Origin of the sequence: Streptomyces sp. ADI95-16 (assembly GCF_003721495.1) — a bacterium.
In the GTDB taxonomy this organism is placed as follows: Bacteria; Actinomycetota; Actinomycetes; order Streptomycetales; family Streptomycetaceae; genus Streptomyces; species Streptomyces goshikiensis.
In genome coordinates this window covers 3173688-3197984 of the sequence record NZ_CP033581.1, presented here as the reverse complement: position 1 = coordinate 3197984, position 24297 = coordinate 3173688, and the positions used below count along the sequence as shown (strand labels likewise).

Sequence of the window (24297 nt, the reverse complement as noted above, 5' to 3'; positions counted from 1 at the left end):
GTGAGGTCCTCACGTCACATACGGAAGATGCCGAAGCCGCGATCGCCCAGCGGGGCGTTCGCGCACGCGGTCAGGGCCAGTCCCAGCACCTGCCGGGTCTCCATCGGGTCGATGACCCCGTCGTCCCACAGCCGCGCGGTGGCGTAGTAGGCGTTGCCCTGCTCCTCGTACTGCGCGCGGACCGGGGCCTTGAAGGCCTCCTCGTCCTCGGCCGGCCACTCCTGGCCCGCGCCCTCGATCTGGTCGCGCTTGACGGTGGCGAGCACCGAGGCCGCCTGCTCGCCGCCCATGACGGAGATCTTCGCGTTGGGCCACATCCACAGGAACCGCGGCGAGTACGCCCGCCCGCACATCGAGTAGTTGCCCGCGCCGTACGAGCCGCCGACCACCACCGTCAGCTTCGGGACCCGGGTGCAGGCCACCGCCGTGACCATCTTGGCGCCGTGCTTGGCGATGCCGCCGGCCTCGTAGTCGCGGCCGACCATGAAGCCGGAGATGTTCTGGAGGAAGAGGAGCGGGATCCCGCGCTGGTCGCACAGCTCGATGAAGTGCGCGCCCTTCTGGGCCGACTCGGAGAAGAGGATGCCGTTGTTGGCGACGATGCCGACCGGGTGGCCGTGGATCCGGGCGAAGCCGGTGACCAGCGTCGTGCCGAACTCGGCCTTGAACTCCTGGAAGCGGGAACCGTCCACGAGCCGGGCGATGATCTCGCGGGCGTCGTACGGGGTGCGGGAGTCCACCGGGACCGCGCCGTACAGCCCGGCCGGGTCCACCTTCGGCTCCTCGGGGGCCTCCACCGACCAGGGCAGCTCCCCGCGCCCGGGCAGGGTGGCCACGATGTTCCTTACGATCCGCAGCGCGTGCGCGTCGTCCTCCGCGAGGTGGTCGGTGACGCCGGAGGTCCGGGAGTGGACCTCGCCGCCGCCCAGCTCCTCGGCCGTGACGACCTCGCCGGTGGCCGCCTTCACCAGCGGCGGGCCGCCGAGGAAGATCGTGCCCTGGCCGCGCACGATGACGGCCTCGTCGCTCATCGCCGGGACGTACGCGCCGCCCGCCGTGCAGGAGCCGAGGACGGCCGCGATCTGCGGGATGCCGGCGCCGGACATGCGCGCCTGGTTGTAGAAGATGCGGCCGAAGTGGTCCCGGTCGGGGAAGACCTCGTCCTGCATGGGGAGGAAGGCGCCGCCCGAGTCGACCAGGTAGAGGCAGGGGAGACGGTTCTCCAGGGCCACCTCCTGGGCGCGCAGGTGCTTCTTGACGGTCATCGGGTAGTACGTGCCGCCCTTGACGGTGGCGTCGTTGGCGACGATCACGCACTCGCGGCCGCTGACCCGGCCGATGCCCGCGATGACCCCGGCGGCCGGGGCCGCGCCCCCGTACATCCCCTCGGCGGCCAGCGGGGCCAGCTCCAGGAACGGGGATCCGGGGTCGAGGAGGGCGTCCACGCGGTCGCGGGGAAGCAGCTTCCCGCGGGCGGTGTGGCGGGCGCGGGCCTTGTCGCCGCCGCCGAGCCGGGCCGCGCCGAGCCGGGCGCGCAGGCCCTCGGTCAGCTCGCGGTGGGCGGCCTCGTTGGTCCGCCAGGCCTCGGACGCCGGGTCCGCGGCGCTCGTCAGCACTGGTGCCTGCTGCATCGGTCGAGCTCCCTTGCTCGGTGCACGCTGTTAATGAGCGTTAACGCATGTACCGCCTAGGTTAACGAGCGCTAACGGCCCTGTCTAGAATGGATTCCCATGAGCACCAGTGCCGCCGCCCCGACCCGTCGCGAGCAGATCCTCAACGAGGCCGCCCGCCTCTTCGCCGAGCGCGGATTCCACGGCGTGGGCGTGGACGAGATAGGGGCCGCGGTGGGCATCAGCGGCCCCGGCCTGTACCGGCATTTCGCGGGCAAGGACGCCATGCTCGCCGAGCTGCTGGTCGGGATCAGCGAGCGGCTGCTGACCGGCGGGCGCCGCCGGGCGGAGGAAGCGGCCGGGGACCCCTCCCTGGTGCTGGCCTCGCTCATCGACGGGCACATCGACTTCGCGCTCGACGACCGGGCGCTGATCACCGTCCACGACCGGGAGCTCGACCGGCTGCGCGAGGCCGACCGCAAGCTCGTACGCCAGTTGCAGCGCCAGTACGTGGAGCTGTGGGTGGCCGTCGTGCGCGAGCTGCACCCCCGGGTGGGGGAGGCGGAGGTCCGGGTCTCCGTGCACGCGGTGTTCGGCCTGCTCAACTCCACCCCGCACCTGGCGGCGCTGGGCCGGGAGGCGACCGAATCGCTGCTGCGCAGGCTCGCGCACGGATCGTTCGGGGCGCTCTCCGGGTGATCCGGCGCGTCCGCCGGTCGGGACGGACGGGACGCGTCCGCCCGGACGGCGGCAGAATGGGCCGTATGCCGATGCCGATAGAGACGTCCGTACCCACCCGAGCCGAACTCATCGACCACCTGGTCCGCACCCGGATCGCCGGGGACGTCGCCACGCCACGCGAGAACAACCTCTCCCACTACCGCAAACTCGCCAACGGCGATCGGCACTACTGGCTCGGCCTGGAACTGGGCGACCGCTGGGCCGACGAGCAGGACGTCCTCGCGGTGATGGCGGAGCGCTGCGGGGTCGTGGACGACCCGCAGCACCGCCAGGGCCAGGACACCATCGATCCGGAACTGACCGTCGCGGGCCTGGAGCGGCTGGCGGCCAGGCTGCGCAAGGCCGCGCTGGACCGGCAGAGCGTGCTGCTCGCCACCGGGCACCCGGGTGGCCTGCTGGACGTCCACCGGGCGACCGCGGTGGCCCTGCGCGCCGCCGGCTGCGAGATCGTGGTCATCCCGGCCGGTCTGACGGCCGACGAGGGCTCGGTCTGGCAGTTCGCGGACATCGCGGTCCTGGAGCGGGGCGCGACCCTGTGGCACACCCACTCGCCCGCGCCGATGGCGGCGATCCTGGACGGCCTGGCCGCCGCGGGGCGCCCGCAGCCGGACCTGGTCGTCGCCGACCACGGCTGGGCGGGCTGCGCCGCGCAGCGCGGCCTGGACGCGGTGGGCTACGCGGACTGCAACGACCCGGCCCTGTTCCTCGGCGAGGCCGAGGGCACCCTCCAGGTGGCGGTCCCGCTGGACGACCACGTCCGTGACCCGAGGTTCTACGACCCGATGGTGGCGTACCTGCTCGCGACGGCCGGTCTGCTGTAACCGGCGGACCCGCTGCGGCCCGGCCGTCGGGGGCGGCGCGGGGTCAGCGCAGCCAGCCGCCGGTGAGGTCCTGGACGGCCGAGCCGTCCAGGTCGGCGAGCTTGGTGGCGACGAAGTCCCGCGCCCAGTCGGAGGTCTGGATCCGGAACGGCATCGTCTCGGCGGTCAGCGCCGCGATGATCGGGGCCGCCGCCTCCTGCGAGGTCTGGGCGTTCCCGAAGGTCTGCATGGTGCGCTCGATGTAGGCCTTCAGCGCGGGGGCGTACGGGCCGGCCTCGGCGAGCAGGGCCGGGACGTCGAGCCGTACGTTGGTGACGAACTCGCTGGCGACGGCGCCCGGTTCGACGACGGCCACCTGGACGCCGGTGGTGGCGGCGACCGGCGCCAGGGACTCCATGAAGCCCTCGACGGCGAACTTGGCCGCGCAGTACGACTCGTTGAACGGCTGGCCGATCATCCCGCCGACGCTCGTCACCGTGATGACCCGGCCGCCGGAGGCGCGCAGGTGGGGGAGCGCGGCCTTGGTGAGTTCGACGACGCCGAAGTAGTTGACCTCCATGGTGGCCCGGACGCCCTCCATGTCGTGCTGCTCGATGGTGCCGACGAAGCCGGCGCCCGCGTTGTTCACGACGGCGTCGAGCCGGCCGCGCTCGGCGACGACCTCCGCCACGCACGAGGCGACGGATCCGGCGTCGGTCACGTCCAGCCGCTTGACCTGGACCAGGTCGGCGACGCCGGCTTCGGCGGCGGCCTGGCGCAGGGCGTCGGCCTTGGCGGTGTCGCGCATGGTGGCCACGGTGTGCCAGCCGGCCTGGGCGGCGGCCACGGCGGCGGCCAGACCGATGCCGGAGGACGTGCCGGTGATGAGGACGGTCTTGGTGCTCATGGAGGTCTCCCTGGATTTGTGCGTGCACACACACATTATCTTTGTGTGCACGTGCACGCAACCCGGGTACTCTTTTCCCATGGCGCACAGAGAACTCAACCTGGACGGACTCACCCCCCGCGACCACGCCTTCTACGGCCTGGTCTGGGCCGGTACCACCCTCACGGCCCGGGTCGACCAGGCCCTCACGCGCCACCACGACCTGCCGCTGTCGTGGTTCGAGGTGATGCTGTGGCTGAGCGTCCAGCACGAGCCGGTCGCCCCCTCCGAGCTGGGCGCGCGGACCCTGCTCAGCCGCAGCCAGGTCTCGCGCGTCGCCGATTCGCTCCGGGCCCGCGGCCTGGTCGAGCGGGTCCCGTCCCCGACGGACGCCCGGTCCGTGGGGATCGCCCTGACCGAGGCGGGCCGCCGCGCCTTCGCCGAGGCCGACGCCACCCGCCGCGAGGCCCTCGCCGAGGCCTTCGACGACCGCCTCGACGACGTGGACATAGCCGCGCTGGAGGCGGTCTGGGCGAAGCTCAAGGCGCGGCCCGAGGCGTAGGGGATCCCTTTGGGCGGCCGGGCGGCCGGCGTTGTCAGTGCCGCCCGTTAGCGTCGCCGCCGTGACGAACCCGCCGAGCGCCCAGAGCGCCCAGAACCCGCTGTCCGTACTCGTCGACGACCCGCAAGGCCGTTCCCTGGGGCTGGAGTTGCCGCCGGGGACGCTGCACGACCGGCCCGGCCGCCGGAGCCTGCTGGGCATCGGGGCGCGGCGCGAGCCGCTGCTGTGGGTCTCCGACGCGCCCGTGGGCGTGGAGGCCCTCGCCGCCTGCCGGGTCGCCGCCGTGGCGGACGCCGGTCTGCGGGCGGTGCTGTTCCAGGAGCGGCGGGGCCTGGAGAGCTGGTGGACCCGCGACGAGCTGAACCCCGCCTCCATGTCCGACCCCGGCGACCACCACGTCGAGCCGGTGCTGCGGGAGTTCTGGAACGGGGTCGTCCCCGACCCCGAGGAGGGTGAGGGCCCCGACGGCGCCGGGCTGATCGCCCCCTTCGGCCGGGACTGGCCGGGCCTCGCGGAGTCCGGGGTGCCGCGGGAGGACCCGGAGGAGGCGGCCCTCGCGCTCGCGGCCGAGCTGGTCGGGACCGGAGTGCTGCCGAACCCGCGCCTGGCGCTGATACCCGCCGGCCGGGGAGCCGACGTACCCACCGCGATGGGCTGGCGCGGCCCGGTGAACCACGAGACGGACACGGCCCTGATCAGCACCGTCCTGCGGTCCTGGGAGGACCGCTTCGGCGCCCGCGTCCTCGCCCTGGGCTTCGACGAACTGCACCTGTCCGTGGCGGCCCCGCCCCTGACGACGGCCGCGTCACTGCCGGTCGCCGCCGAACACTTCGCCTTCTGCCCCGACAACGTCTGGCAGGGCTCCGGCAGCGTGCGCGCCTACGCGGACGAGGGCGTCACCGGCTCCGGCCACTGGGGCTTCTGGTGGGACTGACCCCGGGCGGGACGGGGCCGTAAGGCCTAGGCGCGCGGGACGCGCACCACGCCCTCCTGGATGACGGTGACGGCCAGCCTGCCGTCCTGCGTCCAGATCCGGGCCTGCCCCAGGCCGCGCCCGGCTGAGGACGAGGGCGACTCCTGGTCGTACAGCAGCCACTCGTCCGCGCGGAACGGCCGGTGGAACCACATCGCGTGGTCGAGGGAGGCGCCCACCACGTCGCCCACGGCCCAGCCGCCCCGGCCGTGCGCGAGCAGCACCGAGTCCAGCAGGGTCATGTCCGAGACGTACGTGGCCAGGCAGGTGTGCAGCAGGGCATCATCGCGCTCCAGCTTCCCGGCCGTGCGGAACCACACCTGCGTCCGCGGCTCCACGGGCTCGCCGACGCTGCCCCACGGCGGGGTCGTCGCGTACCGCAGGTCCACCGCGCCGCGCGCCTCGATCAGCCGCTCCACCGTGCCGGGGTCGCGGAAGATCTCCCGGTACGCGGGCAGCGACTCGGCGGCGGTCGGCAGGGTCTCGGGGTCGGGCGCGTCCGGCATCGCGGCCTGGTGCTCCAGGCCCTCCTCGTACGTCTGGAACGACGCGGAGAGGTGGAAGATCGGCTGCCCGTGCTGGACGGCGACGACCCGGCGCGTGGTGAAGGAGCGCCCGTCGCGGATCCGGTCCACCGCGTACACGATGGGCGCGCCCGGGTCCCCGGCGCGCAGGAAGTACGAGTGCAGCGAGTGCGCCGTCCGGTCCCCGGGCACGGTGCGGCCGGCCGCGACCAGCGCCTGCGCCGCGACCTGCCCGCCGAACACGCGCGGTACCAGCGCCGAACGGCTGGTACCGCGGAAGATGTCCTCCTCGATCTGCTCCAGGTCGAGCAGGTCGAGGAGGGTCGTCAGTGCCTCGTTCATGAGGGGAAGGGTAAGTCCGGGAGGGACAAGTCCCTTGCCCCGACGGTCCCTTAAAGCCCCATCGACTTGGCGATGATGGACTTCATGACCTCGCTGGTGCCGCCGTAGATGCGGTTCACGCGGTTGTCGGCGTACAGACGGGCGATCGGGTACTCGTTCATGTAGCCGTAGCCGCCGTGCAGCTGGAGGCACTTGTCGATGACGCGGTGCGCGACCTCGGTGCAGAACAGCTTCGCGGAGGCGGCCTCGGCGGCCGTCAGCTCACCGGCGTCCAGGGCCTCCAGGGCGCGGTCGGCGACGGCCTCGGCCGCGTCCACCTCGGCCTGGCAGGCGGCCAGCTCGAACTTGGTGTTCTGGAAGTGCGCGACCGGCTTGCCGAAGACGGTGCGCTCGGTCACGTACTGCTGCGCGAACCGGATGGCGGCCTTGGCCTGCGCGTACGCGCCGAAGGCGATGCCCCAGCGCTCGGAGGGCAGGTTGGCGCCGAGGTAGTAGAAGCCCTTGTTCTCCTCGCCCATCAGGTCCTCGACCGGGACCTTGACGTCGACGAAGGCCAGCTCGGCGGTGTCGGAGGTGCGCAGGCCCAGCTTGTCGAGCTTGCGGCCGATCGAGTAGCCCTCGGACTTGGTGTCCACGGCGAAGAGGGAGATGCCGAAGCGGCGGTCGTCCTCGCGCGGGGCGGAGGTGCGGGCGCAGACGATCACGCGGTCGGCGTGGACGCCACCGGTGATGAAGGTCTTGGAGCCGTTGAGGACGTAGTGCGTGCCGTCCTCGGAGAGCTTGGCGGTGGTCTTCATGCCCGCGACGTCGGAGCCGGTGCCCGGCTCGGTCATCGCCAGGGCCCACATCTCCTCGCCGGAGACGAACTTCGGCAGGTAGCGCTTCTTCTGCTCGTCGTCGGCCAGCATCTTGATGTAGGGGAGGGCGAGCAGCACGTGCACGCCGGAGCCGCCGAAGTTGACGCCCGCGCGGGAGGTCTCTTCGTAGAGGACGGCCTCGAACTTGTGGGTGTCCAGGCCCGCGCCGCCGAACTCCTCGGGGACGTTGATGCCGAAGATGCCCAGCTCGCCGAGCTTGTAGTAGAAGTCGCGCGGCGCCTGGCCGGCGGCGAACCACTCGTCGTAGACGGGGACGACCTCGGCCTCGATGAAGTCGCGGATGGTCTCGCGGAACGCCTCGTGGTCCTCGCTGAAAACGGTACGGCGCACTGTGGCGGCCCTCCTCTTTGCGGCTAAACCGCCCGCCGCTCTCGCGGAGGTGGTTGCGCGCCGTCGTGGTCGCTCAGGCAACGGCGGATGTCTAAGCGCTTGCTCAATTAAGTTACCGGCGAGTTGTCCTGCCTGTCCAGAGTCCGTAGCGCGAACCACAGTTCCATCCGGGTGTCCGGGTCGTCGAGGTCGCGCCCGAGCAGGGCGGTGCAGCGGGCGACGCGCTGGCGGACGGTGTTGCGGTGCACCCCGAGGGCGGCCGCCGTCCGGTCCCAGCTGCCGTGGTGGGCCAGCCAGGCGCGCAGGGTCCGCACCTGCTCCGGGGCCAGCGGGGCGAGCAGCTCCCGCGCGTGGGTCAGCGCCTCCGCCGGATCGAGGAGCGCGTCCAGGCCCCCCGCGGTGTGCCGGGCCAGCGGCGCCCGGGCCGCCTCCGCGCGCCGCAGCGCCCGCCGGGCCTGGGCCTCGGCGCCGGCCAGCGCCTCGGGGCCCGTCGGCGCGCTCACCCCCAGGCGCCAGCCGGGCAGCGGGCCGGGCTCCCGCTCGGCCAGCAGGCGCAGCTCCTCCTCCCGGGCGTCCACGAGTACGGTGCCCAGCGCCGCCGCGAGGGCCTGCGGATCCCCCGTACCCCGGGCGTGCACCACGTGCCACGGGCCGGGGCCGAGCGCCTCGGCGGGGGAGCCGCCGAGCAGCAGCCGGGTCAGCGCCCCGGCCTCCGTCCCGGCCGGCCGGTGCGTGGTGAGCAGCGTCAGCAGGACGGCGGCGATCGCGGTGATCGCGTGATCGCCCGGGGTGCGGTCCGGGACGGCGACCCCGAGCACCTGGCCCTCGCCGCCCAGGGGGTACGCCGTCAGTTGCCACCCCGCCGCGGCGTCGGTCGCGGTGGCCGGGCCGCCCGGGGCCCCGACCCGGGTGAGGAGCGCGGCCAGCGCCCCGGCGGCCTCGGGCGGCAGATCCCGCCCGGCGTGCCGGGCCGCGGCCTGCCCCGCGGCCTGCCCCGGGCCCTGTCCCGGGCCCTGTCCCGCCGGGAGCAGGGTGGCGTGGCCGCCCAGGGTCGCCGCCAGCCGGCGCAGCAGCGCCGGTACCGGATCGGGCCGGGCGGCGGCCGCGGCCAGCGACTGCTGGGCCTCGGTCACCCGGCGCAGCTCCCGGGTCCGGGCCTCGGCCATCAGCCGCCACACGGTGCGGGCGACCGCGGTGAAGGGGGTGCGCGGCGGGACCTCCAGCAGCGGCAGCCCGTGCCGCGCGCAGGCGGCGGCCAGCTCCGGGGGCACCTCCTCGTACACCGGCGCCACGCCGAAGCCGAGCGCGGCCGCGCCCGCCGCGACGAGCCGGGCGACGTACGCGTCGGCGTCCGCCTCCAGCTGGGCGCCCGCGGTGAGCAGCAGCTCCCCGCCCAGCAGGTAGGGGGAGGGGTCCGCCATCTCGGAGGCGTGGACGGCGTGCACGGCGACGGCCGCGGCCCGGTCGCCCGCGCCGGTCAGGGCGCGCAGGCCGAGTTCCCGGTCGGCGAGGAGGGCCGCGAGCTCGACCCCGGGCGTGGGCGGCGTGGCCGAGGCGGAGGGGAGGGCCGGCATGGATACTCCGTACACATCGGGGAGGGCCTGTGGATGAAACGTACACTTCGCGGCCCCCGGGAGGCGGCTTACGCTCGAAGGACCGCACACGTCAGTACAGAGACACACAAAGGGGCACCCCTCATGAGCACGCAGCCGCGCGGACCCGTCGACTCCTCCCGCATCCCGCGCTACGCGGGCCCCGCCACCTTCGCGCGCCTGCCCCGCCTCGACGAGGTCGGCTCCGCCGACGTCGCCGTCGTCGGCGTCCCGTTCGACTCCGGTGTCTCGTACCGCCCCGGCGCCCGCTTCGGCGGCAACGCGATCCGCGAGGCCTCCCGCCTGCTGCGTCCGTACAACCCCGCGCAGGACGCCTCCCCCTTCGCGCTGGCCCAGGTCGCCGACGCCGGTGACATCGCGGTGAACCCCTTCAACATCAACGAGGCCGTCGAGACGGTCGAGGCCGCCGCCGACGAGCTGCTCGGCGCCGGCTCCCGCCTGATGACCCTCGGCGGCGACCACACCATCGCCCTCCCGCTGCTCCGCTCGGTCGCCAAGAAGCACGGCCCCGTCGCCCTGCTCCACTTCGACGCCCACCTCGACACCTGGGACACGTACTTCGGCGCCGAGTACACGCACGGCACCCCGTTCCGCCGCGCGGTGGAGGAGGGCATCCTCGACACCGAGGCGCTCTCCCACGTCGGCACCCGCGGCCCGCTGTACGGCAAGCAGGACCTCGACGACGACGCCAAGATGGGCTTCGGCATCGTCACCTCGGCCGACGTCTACCGGCGCGGCGCCGACGAGGTCGCGGACCAGCTGCGCCAGCGCATCGGCGACCGTCCGCTGTACATCTCGATCGACATCGACGTGCTCGACCCGGCGCACGCGCCCGGCACCGGCACCCCGGAGGCCGGCGGCATGACCTCCCGCGAGCTGCTGGAGATCATCCGCGGACTGTCGTCCTGCAACCTCGTTTCCGCCGACGTCGTCGAGGTCGCCCCGGCGTACGATCACGCCGAGATCACCTCGGTCGCGGCCTCGCACACCGCGTACGAGCTCACCACGATCATGAGCCGTCAGATCGCGGCGGCGAAGGCGAAGGGCAACTAAGCACCGTGACGCACGACCACGACCTGGTACTCCGTCCCACCGAGGCCCAGCGGGCGGCCGCCCTCGCGCCGCCGCCGGGCCGGACGGGCGGGGACCTGGTCGTGGAGACGCTGTGCTCCCTCGGCGCGAACACCGTCTTCGGCCTGCCGGGGCAGCGCGCGCTCGCCCTCTTCGACGCGGTGGGCCGCTCCGACCTGCGGTTCATCGGTCTGCGTACGGAGAACAACGCGGGGTTCGCGGCGGACGCGTACGGCCGGATGACCGGCGAGGCGGTGCCGCTGCTCCTGTCCGCCGGCGCGGGCGCCCTGATGGCCCTCCCCGCCCTGGCGGAAGCCGCGGCGGCGTCCGCCCCGGTCGTGGCGATCTCCGCGCAGGTTCCGGTCGCGGGCCTCGGCGGCGGCCGCCGAGGCCACCTGAACGAGCTGCGCGACCAGTCCGCCTCCTTCCGCGAGGTGGTCAAGTCGGTCCACAGCGCGCGCACCCCCTCCCAGATCCCCTCGGTGATCGCGGAGGCCTGGGAGTCGGCGCTGACGGCCCCGCCCGGTCCGGTGTACGTCGAGATCCCGGAGGACGTCCTTCGGGACGAGACCGTGATCCCGCAGGTCACGGGTGTGGACGCGACCCCGCACGAGCTGGCGCCGCGACCCGAGCTGACCGCCGTGGCCGCGCACTGGCTGGAGAACGCCGCCCGCCCGGTGATCATCGCGGGCGGCGGGGTCATCCGCTCGGACGCGGCGGGCAAGCTGCGCCTGCTCGCGGAGCGGGTCAACGCGCCGGTGGTCACCACCTACGGCGGCAAGGGCGCCTTCCCCTGGACCCACCCGCTGTCCCTCCAGTCCTGGCTGGAGGACCGCCACACGACGGACTTCCTGGAGGACGCGGACGTCCTGCTGGTCGTGGGCTCCGGCCTCGGCGAGCTGTCCTCGAACCACCACACGTTCTTCCCGACGGGCCGGGTCGTCCAGATCGAGGCGGACCTCGGCAAGCTGGAGTCCAACCACGCGGCCCTCGGCATCCACGCGGACGCCCGGCTGGCGCTCCAGGCCCTGCTGGAAACGGTCGCCGAACGGGAGGACGAGGCGGCGCCGGAACGCGTCCGCCTGCTCCTCGCGGACATCGCGGCCCGCGCGACGCCCCAGGACCCGGCCTCGGCCCCGGCCCCGGACCCGGCCCAGGACCCGGAACACCAGCTCCGGCTCCTGGCCTCGATCCGAGCGGCCCTCCCCCCGCGCTCCCCGTCCTTCTGGGACATGACGGCCCTGTCCTACCGGGCCTGGTCCGCCTTCGACCCGAAGCACCCCAACACCATGCACTCCGCCCAGGGCGCGGGCGGCCTCGGCTACGCCTTCCCGGCGGCCCTCGGCGCGGCCGTCGCGGAACCCGGCACCCCGGTCCTGGCCGTCTCCGGCGACGACGGCGCCATGTACTCGATCGCCGAACTGGCCACGGCCGTCCAGTACGCCCTGGACGTCACCTGGCTGATCGTGGACGACGGCGGCCACGACGCCCCGCGCGAGACGGGCGCGAACCCGACCCGCCCCGACTTCGCCGCCCTGGCGGCCTCCTTCGGAGTCCCGGCGACGACCACCACCCCGCAGTCCCTCCGCACGGACCTCACCAAGGCCCTCAAAACCCCGGGCCCCTCCCTCATACTCCTCCCCACCCCGCCCCACCCCTGACCTCGGCCCACACGGCCTTCCCGATCCCGTTCCGCCGGGGGCACTGCCCCCACCGCTCGGCGAGCGCGGCCACGATGGCGAGCCCCCGCCCCTGCTCCTCCCCGTCCGCCACGACCTGCGGCGTGAGCTTGACGACGGGGCCCGCGTCCGCGACCTCCACGCGCAACACCCCGTCGTACCGCGCCAGCCGGACCCCGATGCCCCGCCCCTGCGGGGCTCGGGCGTGCCGGACGGCATTGGTGACCAGCTCGGACAGCAGCAGCTCGGCGGAGTCCGTCGGCTCCGCGCCGATGTCCCACTCGGCGAACTGGGCCCGCAGCAGGGCGCGGGCCCGTGCCGGAGCGTGGGGGCTGCGGGGAATGAGCCAGAAGATCTCGTCGGCAGAGGGCATGGTCATGGTGCCTCACCTATCTAGATACCTGAGAGGAGTGAAGCGGGCGTCCAGGGTGTCCGTCAAGAGGTATCTAGATATGTTCGATTGCGGTGTGGCGGTCTGGGACTCGGCGCTTGTGGTCTCCGTGCGGGCCTAGGCTGTCGGGAGTTGATCGGGGAGGACCGGCATGGCGAAGGACGTCGCGGGACGGCAGCCCAAGTACCTGCGCATCGCCGCCGCGCTGAAGGACGCCATCGCGGCGGGCGAGTACGGACCAGGCGACCGGCTGCCGGGCGAGAGCGACCTCATGAGCAAGTACGGCGTCGCGCGGATGACGGCCCGGCAGGCGTTCGGCGTTCTGCAGGCCGAGGGGCTGGCCGAAGCACGCAAGGGCGCCGGCGTGTTCGTACGCGAATTCCGCGTCGGTATCCGGCGGCGCGGAATCCAGCGGTTGGCCGTAGAGGTCTGGGGCTCTGGAGGCTCCATCTGGGCCGTGGACGGCCAGGGCCGGGACCCTGAAGTCGAATTCCTTGGAGTCGCCGAGGAGGCGGCCCCCGTCGGGGTCGCCTCCTCGCTCAGCCTCCCGGACGGGGCGGTGGCCGTCGTCCGGCGCCGGGTGTTCCTGCTCGACGGCAAGCCGGTGATGCTCGCGACGTCGTACCTCGACGCCGCCTTCGTCGGCGGTACCCCCATCGCGGAGCCGGACACCGGCCCCGGCGGCATCTACGCCCGTCTCGCCGACCTCGGTCACAAACCGGCCCGGTTCCGGGAGGAGGTCCGCTCCCGGATGCCGAGCGCCGACGAGGCGGACCGCCTCGGCCTGGCGGCCGGCACCCCGGTCGTCCTGATCTGCCGTACCGCCTTCACGGCCGATGGCCGGGTGGTCGAGGTCAACGAGATGGTCCTCGACGCCTCGGCGTACGTGCTGGAGTACGAGTTCGACGCCCCTTAGCCCGCCGGGTCAGGCCGCCTCGTGTTCCTGGGCGGTGAAGACGACCTGGGAGGTCTCGCCGACCAGCTTGAGGTGGAGCTCGGACTCCGTCGCCCGGGCGAGCCGCGCGAGCAGGGGGACCGTCGGGACGGTGCCGCCGAGTTCCAGCTTGGAGACCTGCGGCTGGGTCATCCCCGCCCGCCGCGCCAGCTCGGTCTGCGAGATCCCCAGCTCCGCCCGGCGGTCGTGGACCGCCTGGCCGAGCTCGAACGCCAGGCGGATCTCCTCGCGTCGACGCGTCACGTCCGGAGACTCGGAAATGCCCTCGGCGATCTTCCGGTCCCGGGTGAGCTTCCACTGTGCGTGGCTGACCATTCCCGCGCTCCGTCCCTCGTGTCGTGGGATCGGAACGTATAGACGTCGCGGTGCATGGCGACCGCGAACGGGTGAGGAGTCCCCCGGACGGGTGATGTGGGCATGCGGCGTCACGCACGGGAGTGCGATTGTTGCGGCGGGATGAAATCCGCCGGTCGGAGCGTTGGGGGAGGCGGCAGGACCGGACCAACGGGGAGGCATCACGTGGCGGCGGCAGAGACGGCGGCTCAGGGGAAACAGGGCTGGGGCAGGAGGCTCGCCGCGTACACCTGGCGGTACAAGGTCAATGTGCTGCTCGCGCTGGGGTCCTCGCTGGGCGGCATGGCGGTCATGGCGCTCGTACCGCTGGTCACCAAGGTGATCATCGACGACGTCATCGGTGACAAGACCAAGTCCATGGGCGTCTGGGCCGGGCTGCTCATAGCCGCCGCGGTCCTCGTCTACGTGATGACCTACATACGCCGCTACTACGGCGGACGGCTCGCGCTCGACGTGCAGCACGATCTGCGCACCGACATGTACGACACCATCGCCCGCCTCGACGGCCGGCGCCAGGACGAGCTGTCGACCGGCCAGGTCATCGGGCGGGCCACCAGCGACCTCCAGCTCATCCAGGGGCTGCTCTTCATGCTCCCGATGACCATCGGGAACTTCCTCCTCTTCGGGATATCCCTCGGCGTCATGCTGTGGCTGTCCCCGCTGCTGACCCTCGTCGCGCTGCTCATGGCCCCCGCCCTCTGGTTCATCGCCAAGCGCAGCCGCAAGCGGCTCTTCCCCGCCACCTGGTACGCCCAGGGCCAGGCCGCCGCCGTCGCGGGCGTCGTCGACGGCGCCGTGACCGGCGTCCGCGTCGTCAAGGGCTTCGGGCAGGAGGAGCAGGAGACCGGCAAGCTGCGCGCCGCCGGCCGCATGCTGTTCGCCGGGCGGATGCGGACCATCCGCCTCAACTCGCGTTACACCCCCGCCCTCCAGGCCGTGCCCGCCCTCGCGCAGGTCGCCATGCTGGCCCTCGGCGGCTGGATGGCCGCCCGCGGCCAGGTGACCCTCGGCACCTTCGTCGCCTTCTCCACCTACCTCGCCCAGCTCGTCGGCCCCGTCCGCATGCTGGCCATGGTGCTCACCGTCGCCCAGCAGGCCCGCGCCGGCGTCGAGCGCGTCTGCGAGCTCATCGACACCGAGCCCTCGATCCGCGAGGGCGGGACCGAACTGCCCGCCGACGCGCCCGCCACCGTCGAGTTCGAGGACGTGGCCTTCGGGTACGACCCCGAGCGCCCCGTCCTCGACGGCTTCTCCCTCTCCCTCGCCGAAGGCGAGACCGTCGCCCTCGTCGGCGCCTCCGGTTCCGGGAAGTCCACCGTCTCGCTCCTCCTGCCGCGCTTCTACGACGCCGACCGCGGCACCGTCCGCGTCGCGGGGCACGACGTCCGCGAGCTGACGTACGACTCGTTGCGCGCCGCCATCGGCCTGGTCCCGGAGGACTCCTTCCTCTTCTCCGACACCATCCGCGCCAACATCGCCTTCGGGCACCCCGCCGCCACCGACGCGCAGGTCGAGGCGGCCGCCCGGGCCGCCCAGGCCGAGGGGTTCGTCCGCGCCCTGCCCGCCGGGTACGACACCAAGGTCGGCGAGCAGGGGCTCACCCTCTCCGGCGGCCAGCGCCAGCGCATCGCCCTCGCCCGGGCGATCCTCACCGACCCCCGGCTGCTGCTCCTCGACGACGCCACCTCCGCCGTCGACGCCCGCGTCGAGCACGAGATCCACGAGGCGCTGCGGGCCGTCATGGCCGGCCGCACCACGCTCCTGATCGCCCACCGCCGCTCCACGCTCGCGCTCGCCGACCGGATCGCCGTCCTCGACCGCGGCCGGCTCGCCGACATCGGCACGCACGCCGAGCTGGAACGCCGCTCGCCCCTCTACCGCCGCCTGCTCACCGACCCGGACGCGCTCGGCGCCGGCTCGCCGCGCACTCCGCAAGCGCCCGTGCTGACCGAGTTCGAGCGGGAGATCGAGCGGGAGATCGAGCGCGACCTGGAAGGGGACATCGAGCGCGACATCGAGCTCGAAGCCGAGATCGATTCCGAGCCGGTGAACGCCAAGCGCCGGGTCGCCGACGGGGTGACCCCCGAGCTCTGGCGCCGCCAGGAGGAGAGCGAGGGCTCCGGCGCTCCCGCCCCCGGGGCCGCCATGGCCGGCATGCCGGCCACCCCCGAACTGCTCGCGCAGGTGGCCGCGCTGCCGCCCGCCGAGGACACCCCCGACGTGGACGAGACCCGCGCCGCGGCCGCCGAGGAGAGCTACGGCCTGCGCCGGCTGCTGCGCGGCTTCTGGGCGCCGCTCGCCATCAGCCTCGCCCTCGTCGCCCTCGACGCCGGATCCGGGCTGCTCCTGCCGATCCTGATCCGGCACGGCATCGACAAGGGCGTCGAGGACGCCGTCCTCGGCGCCGTCTGGGCGGCCGCCGGCCTCGCCCTCGTCGTCGTCGTGGCGCAGTGGGCCGCGCAGTTCGCCGAGACCCGGATGACCGGCCGTACCGGCGAGCGCGTGCTGTACGCGCTCCGCGTCAAGATCTTCGCCCAGCTCCAGCGCCTCGGCCTCGACTACTACGAGCGCGAGCTGACCGGCAAGATCATGACCAGGATGACCACCGACGTGGACTCCCTCTCCAGCTTCCTGCAGACCGGGCTCGTCACCGCCGTCGTCTCCGTCTTCACCTTCTTCGGCATCCTGATCGCGCTGCTCGTCCTCGACGTCGAGCTCGCCCTGATCGTCTTCGTGACCCTGCCCGTGCTGGTCGTCGCCACCGTCGTGTTCCGCCGCAGGTCGGTCGCCGCCTACGAGCTCGCCCGCGACCGGGTCAGCCTGGTCAACGCCGACCTCCAGGAGTCCGTCTCCGGGCTGCGCATCGTCCAGGCCTTCCGCCGGCAGGGTTCCGGCGCCGCCCGGTTCGCCGAGCGGAGCAACTCGTACCGCGAGGCCCGGGTGCGCGGGCAGTGGCTGATATCGGTCTACTTCCCGTTCGTGCAGCTGCTGTCCTCGGGCGCCGCGGCCGCCGTGCTGATCGTCGGCGCGGGCCGGGTGGAGGCCGGCACCCTCACCACCGGCGCGCTGGTGGCGTACCTGCTCTACATCGACCTGTTCTTCGCCCCCGTGCAGCAGCTCTCCCAGGTGTTCGACGGGTACCAGCAGGCCACCGTCTCCCTCGGCCGGATCCAGGGCCTGCTGCGCGAGCCCACCAGCACCCCCCGCCCCGCCGCGCCGCGCGAGGTCGCGGGGCTGCGCGGCGAGATCGCCTTCGAGGACGTCCGCTTCGCCTACGGCACCGCCGAGGAGCGGGGGGAGAAGGGGGAAGCGCTGGCCGGAATCAGTCTGCGGATACCCGCCGGGCAGACCGTCGCCTTCGTCGGCGAGACCGGCGCCGGCAAGTCCACGCTGGTCAAGCTCGTGGCCCGGTTCTACGACCCGACCTCCGGCCGGGTCACCGCCGACGGCACCGATCTGCGGGAGCTCGACATGACCGCGTACCGCCACCGCCTCGGAGTGGTCCCGCAGGAGCCGTACCTCTTCCCGGGGACGGTCCGCGACGCCATCGCCTACGGGCGGCCCGGGGCGGGCGACGCCGAGGTGGAGGCGGCCGCCCGCGCGGTCGGCGCCCACGACATGATCGCCACCCTGGACGGCGGCTACCTGCACACCGTCGCCGAGCGCGGCCGCAACCTCTCGGCCGGCCAGCGCCAGCTGATCGCGCTGGCCCGCGCCGAACTCGTCGACCCGGACGTGCTGCTGCTGGACGAGGCCACGGCCGCGCTCGACCTCGCCACCGAGGCGCAGGTCAACCGGGCCACCGACCGGCTCGCGGGCAAGCGCACCACCCTGGTCGTGGCGCACCGCCTGACGACCGCGGCCCGCGCCGACCGGGTCGTGGTGATGGACCGCGGCCGGGTCGTGGAGGACGGTCCGCACGCCGAACTCCTGGCTCGCGGCGGCCGGTACGCCGAGCTGTGGCGGACCTTCGTCGGGGAGGACGAGCGGGCCGCCGCCTGAGCCCGCGGCCGGGGCCGCGACCCCGGACCGCGCTGTGACCTGGCGCTTCCCAGGAGTGCCCTTTCGGACCCCCCGGACGGCCGTTGCCGCGTGCAACCATCCGGGGGGTCCGCGCGTCGTACGTGCGTACGTACGGCGGTGTCGTGTGCGACCGATCGGGGGACAGCGTGAGTGACGGAGGCAAGGGGCCCGGCCGGCGGGCCGTACTCCTCGGGGTGTTGGGGTCGGCCCTGTGGTTCTGCGTCGGCGGGGTGCTGATGGCGCCCCCGGCGCAGGCGGCGAGCGGGGGCTGTCCGGGCCGGCTGGTCAGCTCGCTGCCCTTCTCCACGGGTGAGGTGCGCGTCTACAAGAGCCGCACCCAGGCGTGCGCCATGGCCGTCGCGAACCGCCCCGGCGAGCGCCGCGCGATGTCGGTGAGCATCCAGCCGCGTGGCGGAGTCCCGGTGGGCGATTCCGGGCGATTCACCCGCTACGCCGGACCTGTCACCGTTGGTGCGATCAACCGATGTGTGTATGTAAAGGGAAGCGTGGGGGCCGGTTCGGTCGCTTCCGGCTGGATCCTGTGCTGATCAGCGCCTGAACCGCAGGTCGGCCGGGCCGGGCCGGGGCCGGACCTGGCCCGAAAGGCAGCTCTTGACGGCCCAACTAGGTCTGGTCATCCATGTGTTGATCCCGCTAGGTTCACGCGCACCGCAGTGAACTGAAGGGGAGGGTCAATGCGCAAGACGCTCGGATGGCTGCTGTCGCTCGTGGTGCTCATCGCCACCATGGGCGCGGCCGGATTCACGGCACAGGCGGCCACAGCCGCCGGTCCCGCCGCCGGCCCGGACATCAAGGACCAGATTCTCGCCGTCCCGGGGATGAGCCTGGTCGAGGAGAAGCCGTACCCGGGGTACCGCTTCTTCGTCCTGAACTACACGCAGCCGGTGGACCACAAGAACCCCTGGAAGGGCACCTTCCAGCAGCGCCTGACGCTGCTGCACAAGGACACGTCCCGGCCGACCGTGTTCTTCACCTCCGGCTACAACGTGAACACCTCGCCGCGGCGCAGTGAGCCGACGACGATCGTCGACGGCAACCAGGTGTCTCTGGAGTATCGATTCTTCACGCCCTCCCGGCCCGACCCGGCCAACTGGGCGAACCTGGACATCTGGCAGGCCGCCAGCGACCAGCACCGCATCTTCACCGCCCTGAAGAAGATCTACACCAAGAACTGGCTCGCCACGGGCGCCAGCAAGGGCGGCATGACGGCCACCTACTACGAGCGCTTCTACCCGCGTGACATGGACGGTGTCGTCGCGTACGTCGCGCCCAACGACGTGGTCAACAACGAGGACTCGGCCTACGACCGCTTCTTCACCAAGGTCGGCACCAAGGAGTGCCGCGACAAGCTGAACGCCGTGCAGCGCGAGGCCCTCGTCCGCCGTGACGCGCTGGAGGTCAAGTACGCGACCACCGCCGCCGAGAACGGCTGGACCTTCAACACCGTCGGCAACCTCGACAAGGCCTACGAGGCCGTCGTGCTCGACTACGTGTGGGCCTTCTGGCAGTACAGCCTGCTCTCCGACTGCGGGGGGATCCCGACGGCCGCCACCGCGACCGACGAGGAGATCTGGAACTCGATCGACACCATCTCCGGCTTCTCGGCCTACACCGACCAGGGCCTGGAGACGTACACGCCGTACTACTACCAGGCGGGTACGCAGCTCGGCGCGCCCACGATCAAGCTGCCGCACCTGGGCAGCCTGAGCCGCTACGGCTACCAGGGCCCGCGCAACTTCGTGCCCCGTGACATCCCGATGTCCTTCCAGCCGAAGGCCATGACGGACGTCGACAACTGGGTCCGCGAGAACGCCAACCAGATGCTGTTCGTGTACGGGCAGAACGACCCGTGGGGTGCCGAACCGTTCCACCTCGGCTACGGGGTGCGCGACAGCTACGTGATGATCGCGCCCGGCGCCAACCACGGCGCGAGCGTCTCCAAGCTCCTGGACGGCGAGCGGACGCTGGCCACCGCGAAGATCCTGCAGTGGGCCGGAGTGGCCCCGGCCGCCACGCTCGCCGACACGGGCCGCGCGACGCCGCTGGCCAAGCCGGACGCGCGGCTCGACCAGCGGGAGCTGGAGCGCGAGCCGCAGCTGCGCCCGTAGCTCCCGGGTAGCCCCAGGGCCACGGGAGGGCGGGGGCGTCAGCCGTACGCCAGCCCGTGGCCCAGCGGGTAGCGGCCGGGCACCGGCACCGGGAGCCGGCCGGCCGGCCGGACCGCCCCGGTGATCACCCGGGCCGCGGCCCGCAGCTCCACGTCCGTCCAGGAGTACGTCGCCAGCTCCGCCGCGCACCGCGGCAGCCGGGCCGGGTCGTACGGATTGCGGATCGCGACCACTACCACCGGCACCCCCGTGGCCAGTAGCTCCGTCACCAGCGTGCGCTGCGGACTCTCCCCGTCGGGGACGTTGTACGTGCACACCAGCACCGCGGCGTGGCCCGGGGCCGCCGCCACCGCCCGCGCGGGCGCCACCGCGCTCGCCCGGCAGCCCAGGGCGGTCAGCTCCCGGGCCAGTACCGAGGTGGGGGGTCCCGTCGTACCACTGGGGGAGGCCGGATCGGTCCCGGTCACCAGCAGCCGGGGCGCGGCCCCCGGATCCAGCGGGAGCAGCTTGTCGGGATTGGCCAGCAGGGTCGTCGTACCGGCCGCGATCGCGTCGGCCGCCGCCAGATGGGCGGCCGTGCCCGTCGCCGCGTCCACCCGCTCGGCCGAGGTGTACGGGTCGGCGAACAGGCCCCGGCGGGCCTTGAGTTCCAGGATCCGCAGCACCGACTCCTCGATCCGGGCCTCGGACAGCTCGCCCGCCGCCACGGCCGCCAGCACGGCGCGCTGCGCCAGGGCCAGGTCCGGGGCGTTCAGCAGCTGGTCGCAGCCCGCCTTCAGGGCCAGGACCGGAATCCGGTCGTCCCCGTACTTCTGGCGGACCCCGGCCATGTCCAGCGCGTCGGTGACCACCACGCCCCGGAAGCCCAGGCGTTCGCGCAGGATCCCGGTCACGATGGGGTGCGAGAGCGTCGCCGGATCCTGTGAGGGATCGAGCGCGGGGAAGACGATGTGCGCCGTCATCACGGCGTCCACGCCCGCCGCCACGGCCGCCCGGAACGGGGGCTCGTCCAGCTCCTCCCACTGCGCGCGGGTGTGCCGCATCACCGGCAGCCCGACGTGACTGTCGGTCTCGGTGTCCCCGTGGCCCGGGAAGTGCTTGGCGGTGGCCGCCACTCCCGCGCCCTGGTAGCCCCCGACCTGCGCCGCGACCAGGCCCGCCACCGCCTGCGGGTCCGCGCCGAAGGACCGTACGCCGATGACCGGATTGGCCGGGTTCACGTTCACGTCGGCCACGGGCGCGTAGTCCTGCCGGATCCCCATCGAGGCCAGTTCGGTGCCCGCGATGCGCCCGGCCCGGCGGGCGGCGGCGGTGGACCCCCCGGCGCCCAGCGCCATCGCCCCCGGCAGCAGGGTCGCGGGCTTGCCGATCCGGGCGATGATGCCGTGCTCCTGGTCGGTGGAGAGAAGCAGGGGGACGCCGGCGCCGGTCGCGGCGGCCGCCCGCTGGAGGCCGTTGGACAGCTCGGCGATCTGCTGCGGGGTACGGGTGTTCCGGGCCCAGGCGAAGTAGATGACCCCGCCCAGGTGGTAGCGGGAGACCAGCTCGGCGGCCGTGCGGACCCCGAACTGGGCCAGGTTCTTCTCGGCGTCCGCCGGGTCGGGATCGGTCGCCGAATGCCCGTACGCCCGCGATACGAAGAGCTGCCCGACCTTCTCCTCCAGGCTCATCCGGCCCAGCAGCCGGGCGGCGTGCTCCGGGCCGGGCGCCCGGTCCCCGGGCCGCGGGTCGTCGGGCGCCGGCCGCGGGTCGTCGGGCGCGGGGCGCGGTTGGTCGGGCGTCGGCCGGGAGCCCCTGGCGACGGAGGCGGCCCCGCCGGCCGTGACGGCGGCGAGGGCGGCCGCGGTGAGCAGGGTCCGGCGTGAGGCGTGATACGACACGCGCCGGACCCTACGTCGGGGCCGCGCCCGCCGGCCGGGGGACACTCGCCGCGTCCCCCGGAAGGGGCGCCTCCTGGGCCACCCGGGGCCAGTGCTCCCGGAGCGTCCGGACGGCCTCCGTGATCGCCGGGCGGCGCGCGGCCCCGGTCCGCCACAGGGCGTACAACCGGCGTACGGGCGCCGGTTCGAGCGGCACGGCCACCGCCCCGGCGGGCAGCCGGCCGGTGCCGAGGCGGGGGACGACGGCCACCCCGAGCCCGGCCGCGACCAGCGCCACGATGGTGTGGTTCTCCTCGGCGACGTGCGCGATGTCCGGCTCGAACCCGGCCGTCCGCAGGGTCCGCGTCAGCCAGTCGTGGCAGACCCGGCCGGGCGGCTGGCAGACCCAGCGCTGGCCGCCGAGATCCGCCCGCCGGATCACCCTCCGGGTGGTGAAGGGGTGGCTCTCGGGTACGACGAGTTCACAGCGGTCGTCCCCGATCACCGCCTGCTCGACGCCCTCGGGCGCCGGCAGCGGGGCGATGTCCCAGTCGTGCGCCACCGCCAGATCGGTGACGCCCCGGGCCACCAGGTCCACCGAGAGGTGGGGGTCCACCTCCGTGAGCCGGACGTCCAGCGCCGGGTGACGGCCGGCCAGGTCGGCCAGTACCCCCGGCAGCAGCCCGCGCGCGGCCGAGGCGAAGGCGGCCACCCGCAGCAGCCCGCTCGGCAGCCCGCGCCGCTCCTCCAGGGTGGTCTCGGCCCGCTCGACGATCGCCAGCAACTCCTGCGCGGTGCCGGCCAGGTGCCGGGCCTCGTCGGTGAGCGCGACGCCTCGCCCGCGCCGCTCCAGCAGCGTGGTCCGGGTCTCGCGCTCCAGCTTGGCGATCTGCTGGGAGACGGCCGAGGGGGTGTAGCCGAGGGCGGCCGCGGCGCCCGCGACCGAGCCGTGGACGGAGACGGCGTGCAGGGCGCGGAGCCGGGAGAGGTCGAGCATGCGGCCCATCGTAGGCAGCCCCGAGCCCGCCGGCATCCGTAAGCGATGCTTCATCCGTTCCGGAAGAGATCCGCGCTGGTGCTACATGGTCCGGGCGCCGATGCTCGGACCATGCGTCCCGTACACACCGCACTCGCCGTCCTCGTCGCCGCCGTCTGGGGCTTCAACTTCGTCGTCATCCAGATCGGGCTCGGCCACTTCCCGCCGCTGCTCCTGTCCGCCCTGCGCTTCCTCGTCGCCGCCGTGCCCGCCGTGTTCTTCGTCGGGCGGCCCAAGGTCGCCTGGAAGTGGATCCTGGGGGTCGGCGCGTTCCTCGGGATCGCCAAGTTCGGTCTGCTCTTCACGGGGATGGACGCCGGGATGCCGGCCGGGCTGTCCTCGCTCGTGCTCCAGATCCAGAGCGTCTTCACCGCCGTCCTCGCCGCCGTCGTCCTGCGCGAGCGGCCCGGCCGGGTGCGGGTGTTCGGCATGGGCGTCGCGCTCGCCGGGATCGCCGTCGCCGCCGCGGACGGCGGCGCCTCCGGGCCCGTGCTCGGCTTCACGCTGGTCGTGGCGGCCGCCGCCTGCTGGGGCGTGTCCAACGTACTGACCCGCAAGGCGTCCCCGCCCGACGCGATGAACTTCATGGTCTGGGTGTGCACCGTCCCGGTGCTGCCGCTGTTCGCGCTCTCGCTCCTGTTCGAGGGGCCCGCGCGGGACCTGGCCGCGCTGCGCGGCCTGGACTGGTCCGGGGCGGCCGTGATCGCGTACGTGGCGTGGGTGTCCACCGTGTTCGGCTTCGGCGCGTGGAGCTACCTGATGCGGCGCTACCCGGCCTCCTCGGTGGCCCCGTTCTCGCTGCTGGTGCCGGTGTTCGGGATGTCCTCGGCGGCGCTGGTGCTGGGCGAGGAGATCTCGGCGCTGCGCTGGGTGGCGGCGCTGCTGCTGGTCGGCGGGGTGGCCGCGACCTCGCTGGCCCCGGCGCGTGCGGGGGTCCGGGCCGCCGTCAGCGCGGGGAGCCCTCCCGCAGCGGCAGCCGCCAGTCCTGCCCGGTGAGGGCCGCGCCGTACGAGCGGTGCGGGTGCTCGGCGACGAGGGTGAAACCGGCGCGCTCGTACAGGGAACGGGCCGAGGTCAGCACGTCGTTGGTCCAGAGCACCAGCTCGCGGTAGCCGACCGAACGGGCGAACGCGACGACGGCGTCGAGGAGCAGACCCCCGATGCCGTGGCCCCGGCCGGCCGGCTCCACCAGCAGCAGCCGCAGCCGGGCGGTCCCGGGCGCGCCGTCCTCCCGTACGCACATCACCGAGCCGACGGGGGCCCCGTCCAGCTCGGCGATCCAGACGCGCTCCAGGTGGGGGTCGTGGTCCTCGGCGAAGTCCGCGACGATCCGGGCGACCAGGCCTTCGAACTCCTGGTTCCAGCCGAACTCGGCGGCGTAGAGCGCGCCGTGCCGCTGCACGATCCAGCCCAGCTCGCCGGGCTCCGGATCCCGCAGGCGGACCCATGCGGGAGGGGTGTCAGCAGGGGGCTCCATGGCCCCCGAGGATAGCGCGCCCGCTCCCGCCCGCCACGGGGTCCCGCCCGCCGCCCCGCTCTTG

Annotated in this window: 20 protein-coding genes and 1 pseudogene; 11 read left to right on the top strand and 10 right to left on the bottom strand. The window is 73.5% G+C overall.

What is annotated here, in order from left to right:
• Window positions 1–14: 14 nt before the first annotated feature.
• The gene (locus tag EES41_RS13960) at window positions 15–1631 is read right to left on the bottom strand and encodes a carboxyl transferase domain-containing protein (protein ID WP_073773577.1); all 1617 of its coding nucleotides are present in this window, start codon (window positions 1629–1631) and stop codon (window positions 15–17) included.
• Between the two features lie 99 nt (window positions 1632–1730).
• Between EES41_RS13960 and EES41_RS13955 the strand changes: the two genes are divergently transcribed.
• Window positions 1731–2309: a TetR/AcrR family transcriptional regulator gene (locus EES41_RS13955; RefSeq protein ID WP_123078479.1), complete on the top strand. Its 579-nt coding sequence runs from the start codon at window positions 1731–1733 to the stop codon at window positions 2307–2309.
• Window positions 2310–2380: 71 nt separating this feature from the next.
• Window positions 2381–3172 carry a phosphatase gene (locus EES41_RS13950; RefSeq protein ID WP_123082443.1) on the top strand — a complete coding sequence of 264 codons (792 nt, stop codon included), beginning with the start codon at window positions 2381–2383 and terminating at the stop codon, window positions 3170–3172.
• A gap of 43 nt (window positions 3173–3215) precedes the next feature.
• On the opposite strand, the gene EES41_RS13945 is transcribed toward EES41_RS13950, so the two are convergent.
• Entirely contained in the window at window positions 3216–4094 is an 879-nt protein-coding gene (locus tag EES41_RS13945) for an SDR family oxidoreductase (protein ID WP_254211435.1), read from the bottom strand.
• Between the two features lie 43 nt (window positions 4095–4137).
• Between EES41_RS13945 and EES41_RS13940 the strand changes: the two genes are divergently transcribed.
• Both EES41_RS13940 and EES41_RS13935 read left to right on the top strand, forming a co-directional pair.
• The gene (locus tag EES41_RS13940; RefSeq protein ID WP_123078475.1) at window positions 4138–4599 is read left to right on the top strand and encodes a MarR family winged helix-turn-helix transcriptional regulator; all 462 of its coding nucleotides are present in this window, start codon (window positions 4138–4140) and stop codon (window positions 4597–4599) included.
• Window positions 4600–4660: 61 nt separating this feature from the next.
• Complete coding sequence (locus EES41_RS13935) at window positions 4661–5533, top strand: DUF4253 domain-containing protein (protein WP_123082442.1); 873 nt, start codon at window positions 4661–4663, stop codon at window positions 5531–5533.
• Window positions 5534–5559: 26 nt separating this feature from the next.
• On the opposite strand, the gene EES41_RS13930 is transcribed toward EES41_RS13935, so the two are convergent.
• The 3 genes from EES41_RS13930 to EES41_RS13920 form a co-directional block, all read right to left on the bottom strand.
• Window positions 5560–6438 (bottom strand): acyl-CoA thioesterase II, encoded by an 879-nt coding sequence (locus EES41_RS13930; RefSeq protein ID WP_123078474.1) that lies wholly within the window; start codon window positions 6436–6438, stop codon window positions 5560–5562.
• A gap of 50 nt (window positions 6439–6488) precedes the next feature.
• A complete protein-coding gene (locus EES41_RS13925; RefSeq protein WP_008741598.1) occupies window positions 6489–7646 on the bottom strand; it encodes an acyl-CoA dehydrogenase family protein in 1158 nt (385 codons plus the stop codon).
• A 107-nt stretch (window positions 7647–7753) separates the two neighbouring features.
• A complete protein-coding gene (locus tag EES41_RS13920; protein ID WP_123078472.1) occupies window positions 7754–9220 on the bottom strand; it encodes a PucR family transcriptional regulator in 1467 nt (488 codons plus the stop codon).
• Between the two features lie 123 nt (window positions 9221–9343).
• Between EES41_RS13920 and speB the strand changes: the two genes are divergently transcribed.
• Both speB and EES41_RS13910 read left to right on the top strand, forming a co-directional pair.
• Complete coding sequence (gene speB / locus EES41_RS13915; protein WP_008741599.1) at window positions 9344–10312, top strand: agmatinase; 969 nt, start codon at window positions 9344–9346, stop codon at window positions 10310–10312.
• A 5-nt stretch (window positions 10313–10317) separates the two neighbouring features.
• The gene (locus tag EES41_RS13910; protein ID WP_123078470.1) at window positions 10318–11991 is read left to right on the top strand and encodes a thiamine pyrophosphate-binding protein; all 1674 of its coding nucleotides are present in this window, start codon (window positions 10318–10320) and stop codon (window positions 11989–11991) included.
• On the opposite strand, the gene EES41_RS13905 is transcribed toward EES41_RS13910, so the two are convergent.
• Window positions 11960–12388 (bottom strand): ATP-binding protein, encoded by a 429-nt coding sequence (locus EES41_RS13905; RefSeq protein WP_254211434.1) that lies wholly within the window; start codon window positions 12386–12388, stop codon window positions 11960–11962. The two genes, EES41_RS13910 and EES41_RS13905, sit on opposite strands and share 32 nt — an antisense overlap.
• Before the next feature lie 163 nt (window positions 12389–12551).
• Between EES41_RS13905 and EES41_RS13900 the strand changes: the two genes are divergently transcribed.
• Window positions 12552–13316: a GntR family transcriptional regulator gene (locus EES41_RS13900; protein ID WP_123078468.1), complete on the top strand. Its 765-nt coding sequence runs from the start codon at window positions 12552–12554 to the stop codon at window positions 13314–13316.
• Window positions 13317–13325: 9 nt separating this feature from the next.
• Here the strand turns inward: EES41_RS13900 and EES41_RS13895 are convergent, their stop codons facing one another.
• Window positions 13326–13670 carry a helix-turn-helix domain-containing protein gene (locus EES41_RS13895; protein ID WP_123078466.1) on the bottom strand — a complete coding sequence of 115 codons (345 nt, stop codon included), beginning with the start codon at window positions 13668–13670 and terminating at the stop codon, window positions 13326–13328.
• Window positions 13671–13874: 204 nt separating this feature from the next.
• Here EES41_RS13895 and EES41_RS13890 point away from each other — a divergent pair, with 204 nt between their 5' ends.
• From EES41_RS13890 to EES41_RS13880, 3 genes are all read left to right on the top strand, one after another.
• Window positions 13875–17711 carry an ABC transporter ATP-binding protein gene (locus EES41_RS13890; RefSeq protein WP_123078464.1) on the top strand — a complete coding sequence of 1279 codons (3837 nt, stop codon included), beginning with the start codon at window positions 13875–13877 and terminating at the stop codon, window positions 17709–17711.
• A 167-nt stretch (window positions 17712–17878) separates the two neighbouring features.
• Window positions 17879–18280, top strand: a complete 402-nt coding sequence (locus EES41_RS13885; protein ID WP_123082440.1) for a hypothetical protein — start codon at window positions 17879–17881, stop codon at window positions 18278–18280.
• A 147-nt stretch (window positions 18281–18427) separates the two neighbouring features.
• Entirely contained in the window at window positions 18428–19861 is a 1434-nt protein-coding gene (locus EES41_RS13880; protein ID WP_123078462.1) for a S28 family serine protease, read from the top strand.
• Between the two features lie 38 nt (window positions 19862–19899).
• Here EES41_RS13880 and EES41_RS13875 read toward each other — a convergent pair whose 3' ends face one another.
• Window positions 19900–21543 carry a glycoside hydrolase family 3 protein gene (locus tag EES41_RS13875; protein ID WP_254211757.1) on the bottom strand — a complete coding sequence of 548 codons (1644 nt, stop codon included), beginning with the start codon at window positions 21541–21543 and terminating at the stop codon, window positions 19900–19902.
• A gap of 208 nt (window positions 21544–21751) precedes the next feature.
• A complete protein-coding gene (locus EES41_RS13870) occupies window positions 21752–22717 on the bottom strand; it encodes a LysR family transcriptional regulator (RefSeq protein WP_123082438.1) in 966 nt (321 codons plus the stop codon).
• Window positions 22718–22828: 111 nt separating this feature from the next.
• Here EES41_RS13870 and EES41_RS13865 point away from each other — a divergent pair, with 111 nt between their 5' ends.
• Window positions 22829–23752 (top strand): EamA family transporter, encoded by a 924-nt coding sequence (locus EES41_RS13865; RefSeq protein WP_123078460.1) that lies wholly within the window; start codon window positions 22829–22831, stop codon window positions 23750–23752.
• Here EES41_RS13865 and EES41_RS13860 read toward each other — a convergent pair.
• Window positions 23703–24194: pseudogene (locus EES41_RS13860) on the bottom strand (GNAT family N-acetyltransferase); the annotation flags it as partial. The gene EES41_RS13865 and the pseudogene EES41_RS13860 sit on opposite strands and share 50 nt — an antisense overlap.
• Window positions 24195–24297 lie beyond the last annotated feature (103 nt).

Bases quoted from the DNA above. Each gene is read 5' to 3' on its own strand.
- speB (WP_008741599.1), top strand. From the start codon at position 9,344: ATGAGCACGCAGCCGCGCGGACCCGTCGACTCCTCCCGCATCCCGCGC.
- EES41_RS13865 (WP_123078460.1), top strand. From the start codon at position 22,829: ATGCGTCCCGTACACACCGCACTCGCCGTCCTCGTCGCCGCCGTCTGG.
- EES41_RS13940 (WP_123078475.1), top strand. From the start codon at position 4,138: ATGGCGCACAGAGAACTCAACCTGGACGGACTCACCCCCCGCGACCAC.
- EES41_RS13900 (WP_123078468.1), top strand. From the start codon at position 12,552: ATGGCGAAGGACGTCGCGGGACGGCAGCCCAAGTACCTGCGCATCGCC.
- EES41_RS13905 (WP_254211434.1), bottom strand. From the start codon at position 12,388: ATGACCATGCCCTCTGCCGACGAGATCTTCTGGCTCATTCCCCGCAGC.
- EES41_RS13870 (WP_123082438.1), bottom strand. From the start codon at position 22,717: ATGCTCGACCTCTCCCGGCTCCGCGCCCTGCACGCCGTCTCCGTCCAC.
- EES41_RS13880 (WP_123078462.1), top strand. From the start codon at position 18,428: ATGCGCAAGACGCTCGGATGGCTGCTGTCGCTCGTGGTGCTCATCGCC.
- EES41_RS13895 (WP_123078466.1), bottom strand. From the start codon at position 13,670: ATGGTCAGCCACGCACAGTGGAAGCTCACCCGGGACCGGAAGATCGCC.
- EES41_RS13950 (WP_123082443.1), top strand. From the start codon at position 2,381: ATGCCGATAGAGACGTCCGTACCCACCCGAGCCGAACTCATCGACCAC.
- EES41_RS13945 (WP_254211435.1), bottom strand. From the start codon at position 4,094: ATGTGTGTGTGCACGCACAAATCCAGGGAGACCTCCATGAGCACCAAG.
- EES41_RS13960 (WP_073773577.1), bottom strand. From the start codon at position 1,631: ATGCAGCAGGCACCAGTGCTGACGAGCGCCGCGGACCCGGCGTCCGAG.
- EES41_RS13930 (WP_123078474.1), bottom strand. From the start codon at position 6,438: ATGAACGAGGCACTGACGACCCTCCTCGACCTGCTCGACCTGGAGCAG.
- EES41_RS13920 (WP_123078472.1), bottom strand. From the start codon at position 9,220: ATGCCGGCCCTCCCCTCCGCCTCGGCCACGCCGCCCACGCCCGGGGTC.
- EES41_RS13955 (WP_123078479.1), top strand. From the start codon at position 1,731: ATGAGCACCAGTGCCGCCGCCCCGACCCGTCGCGAGCAGATCCTCAAC.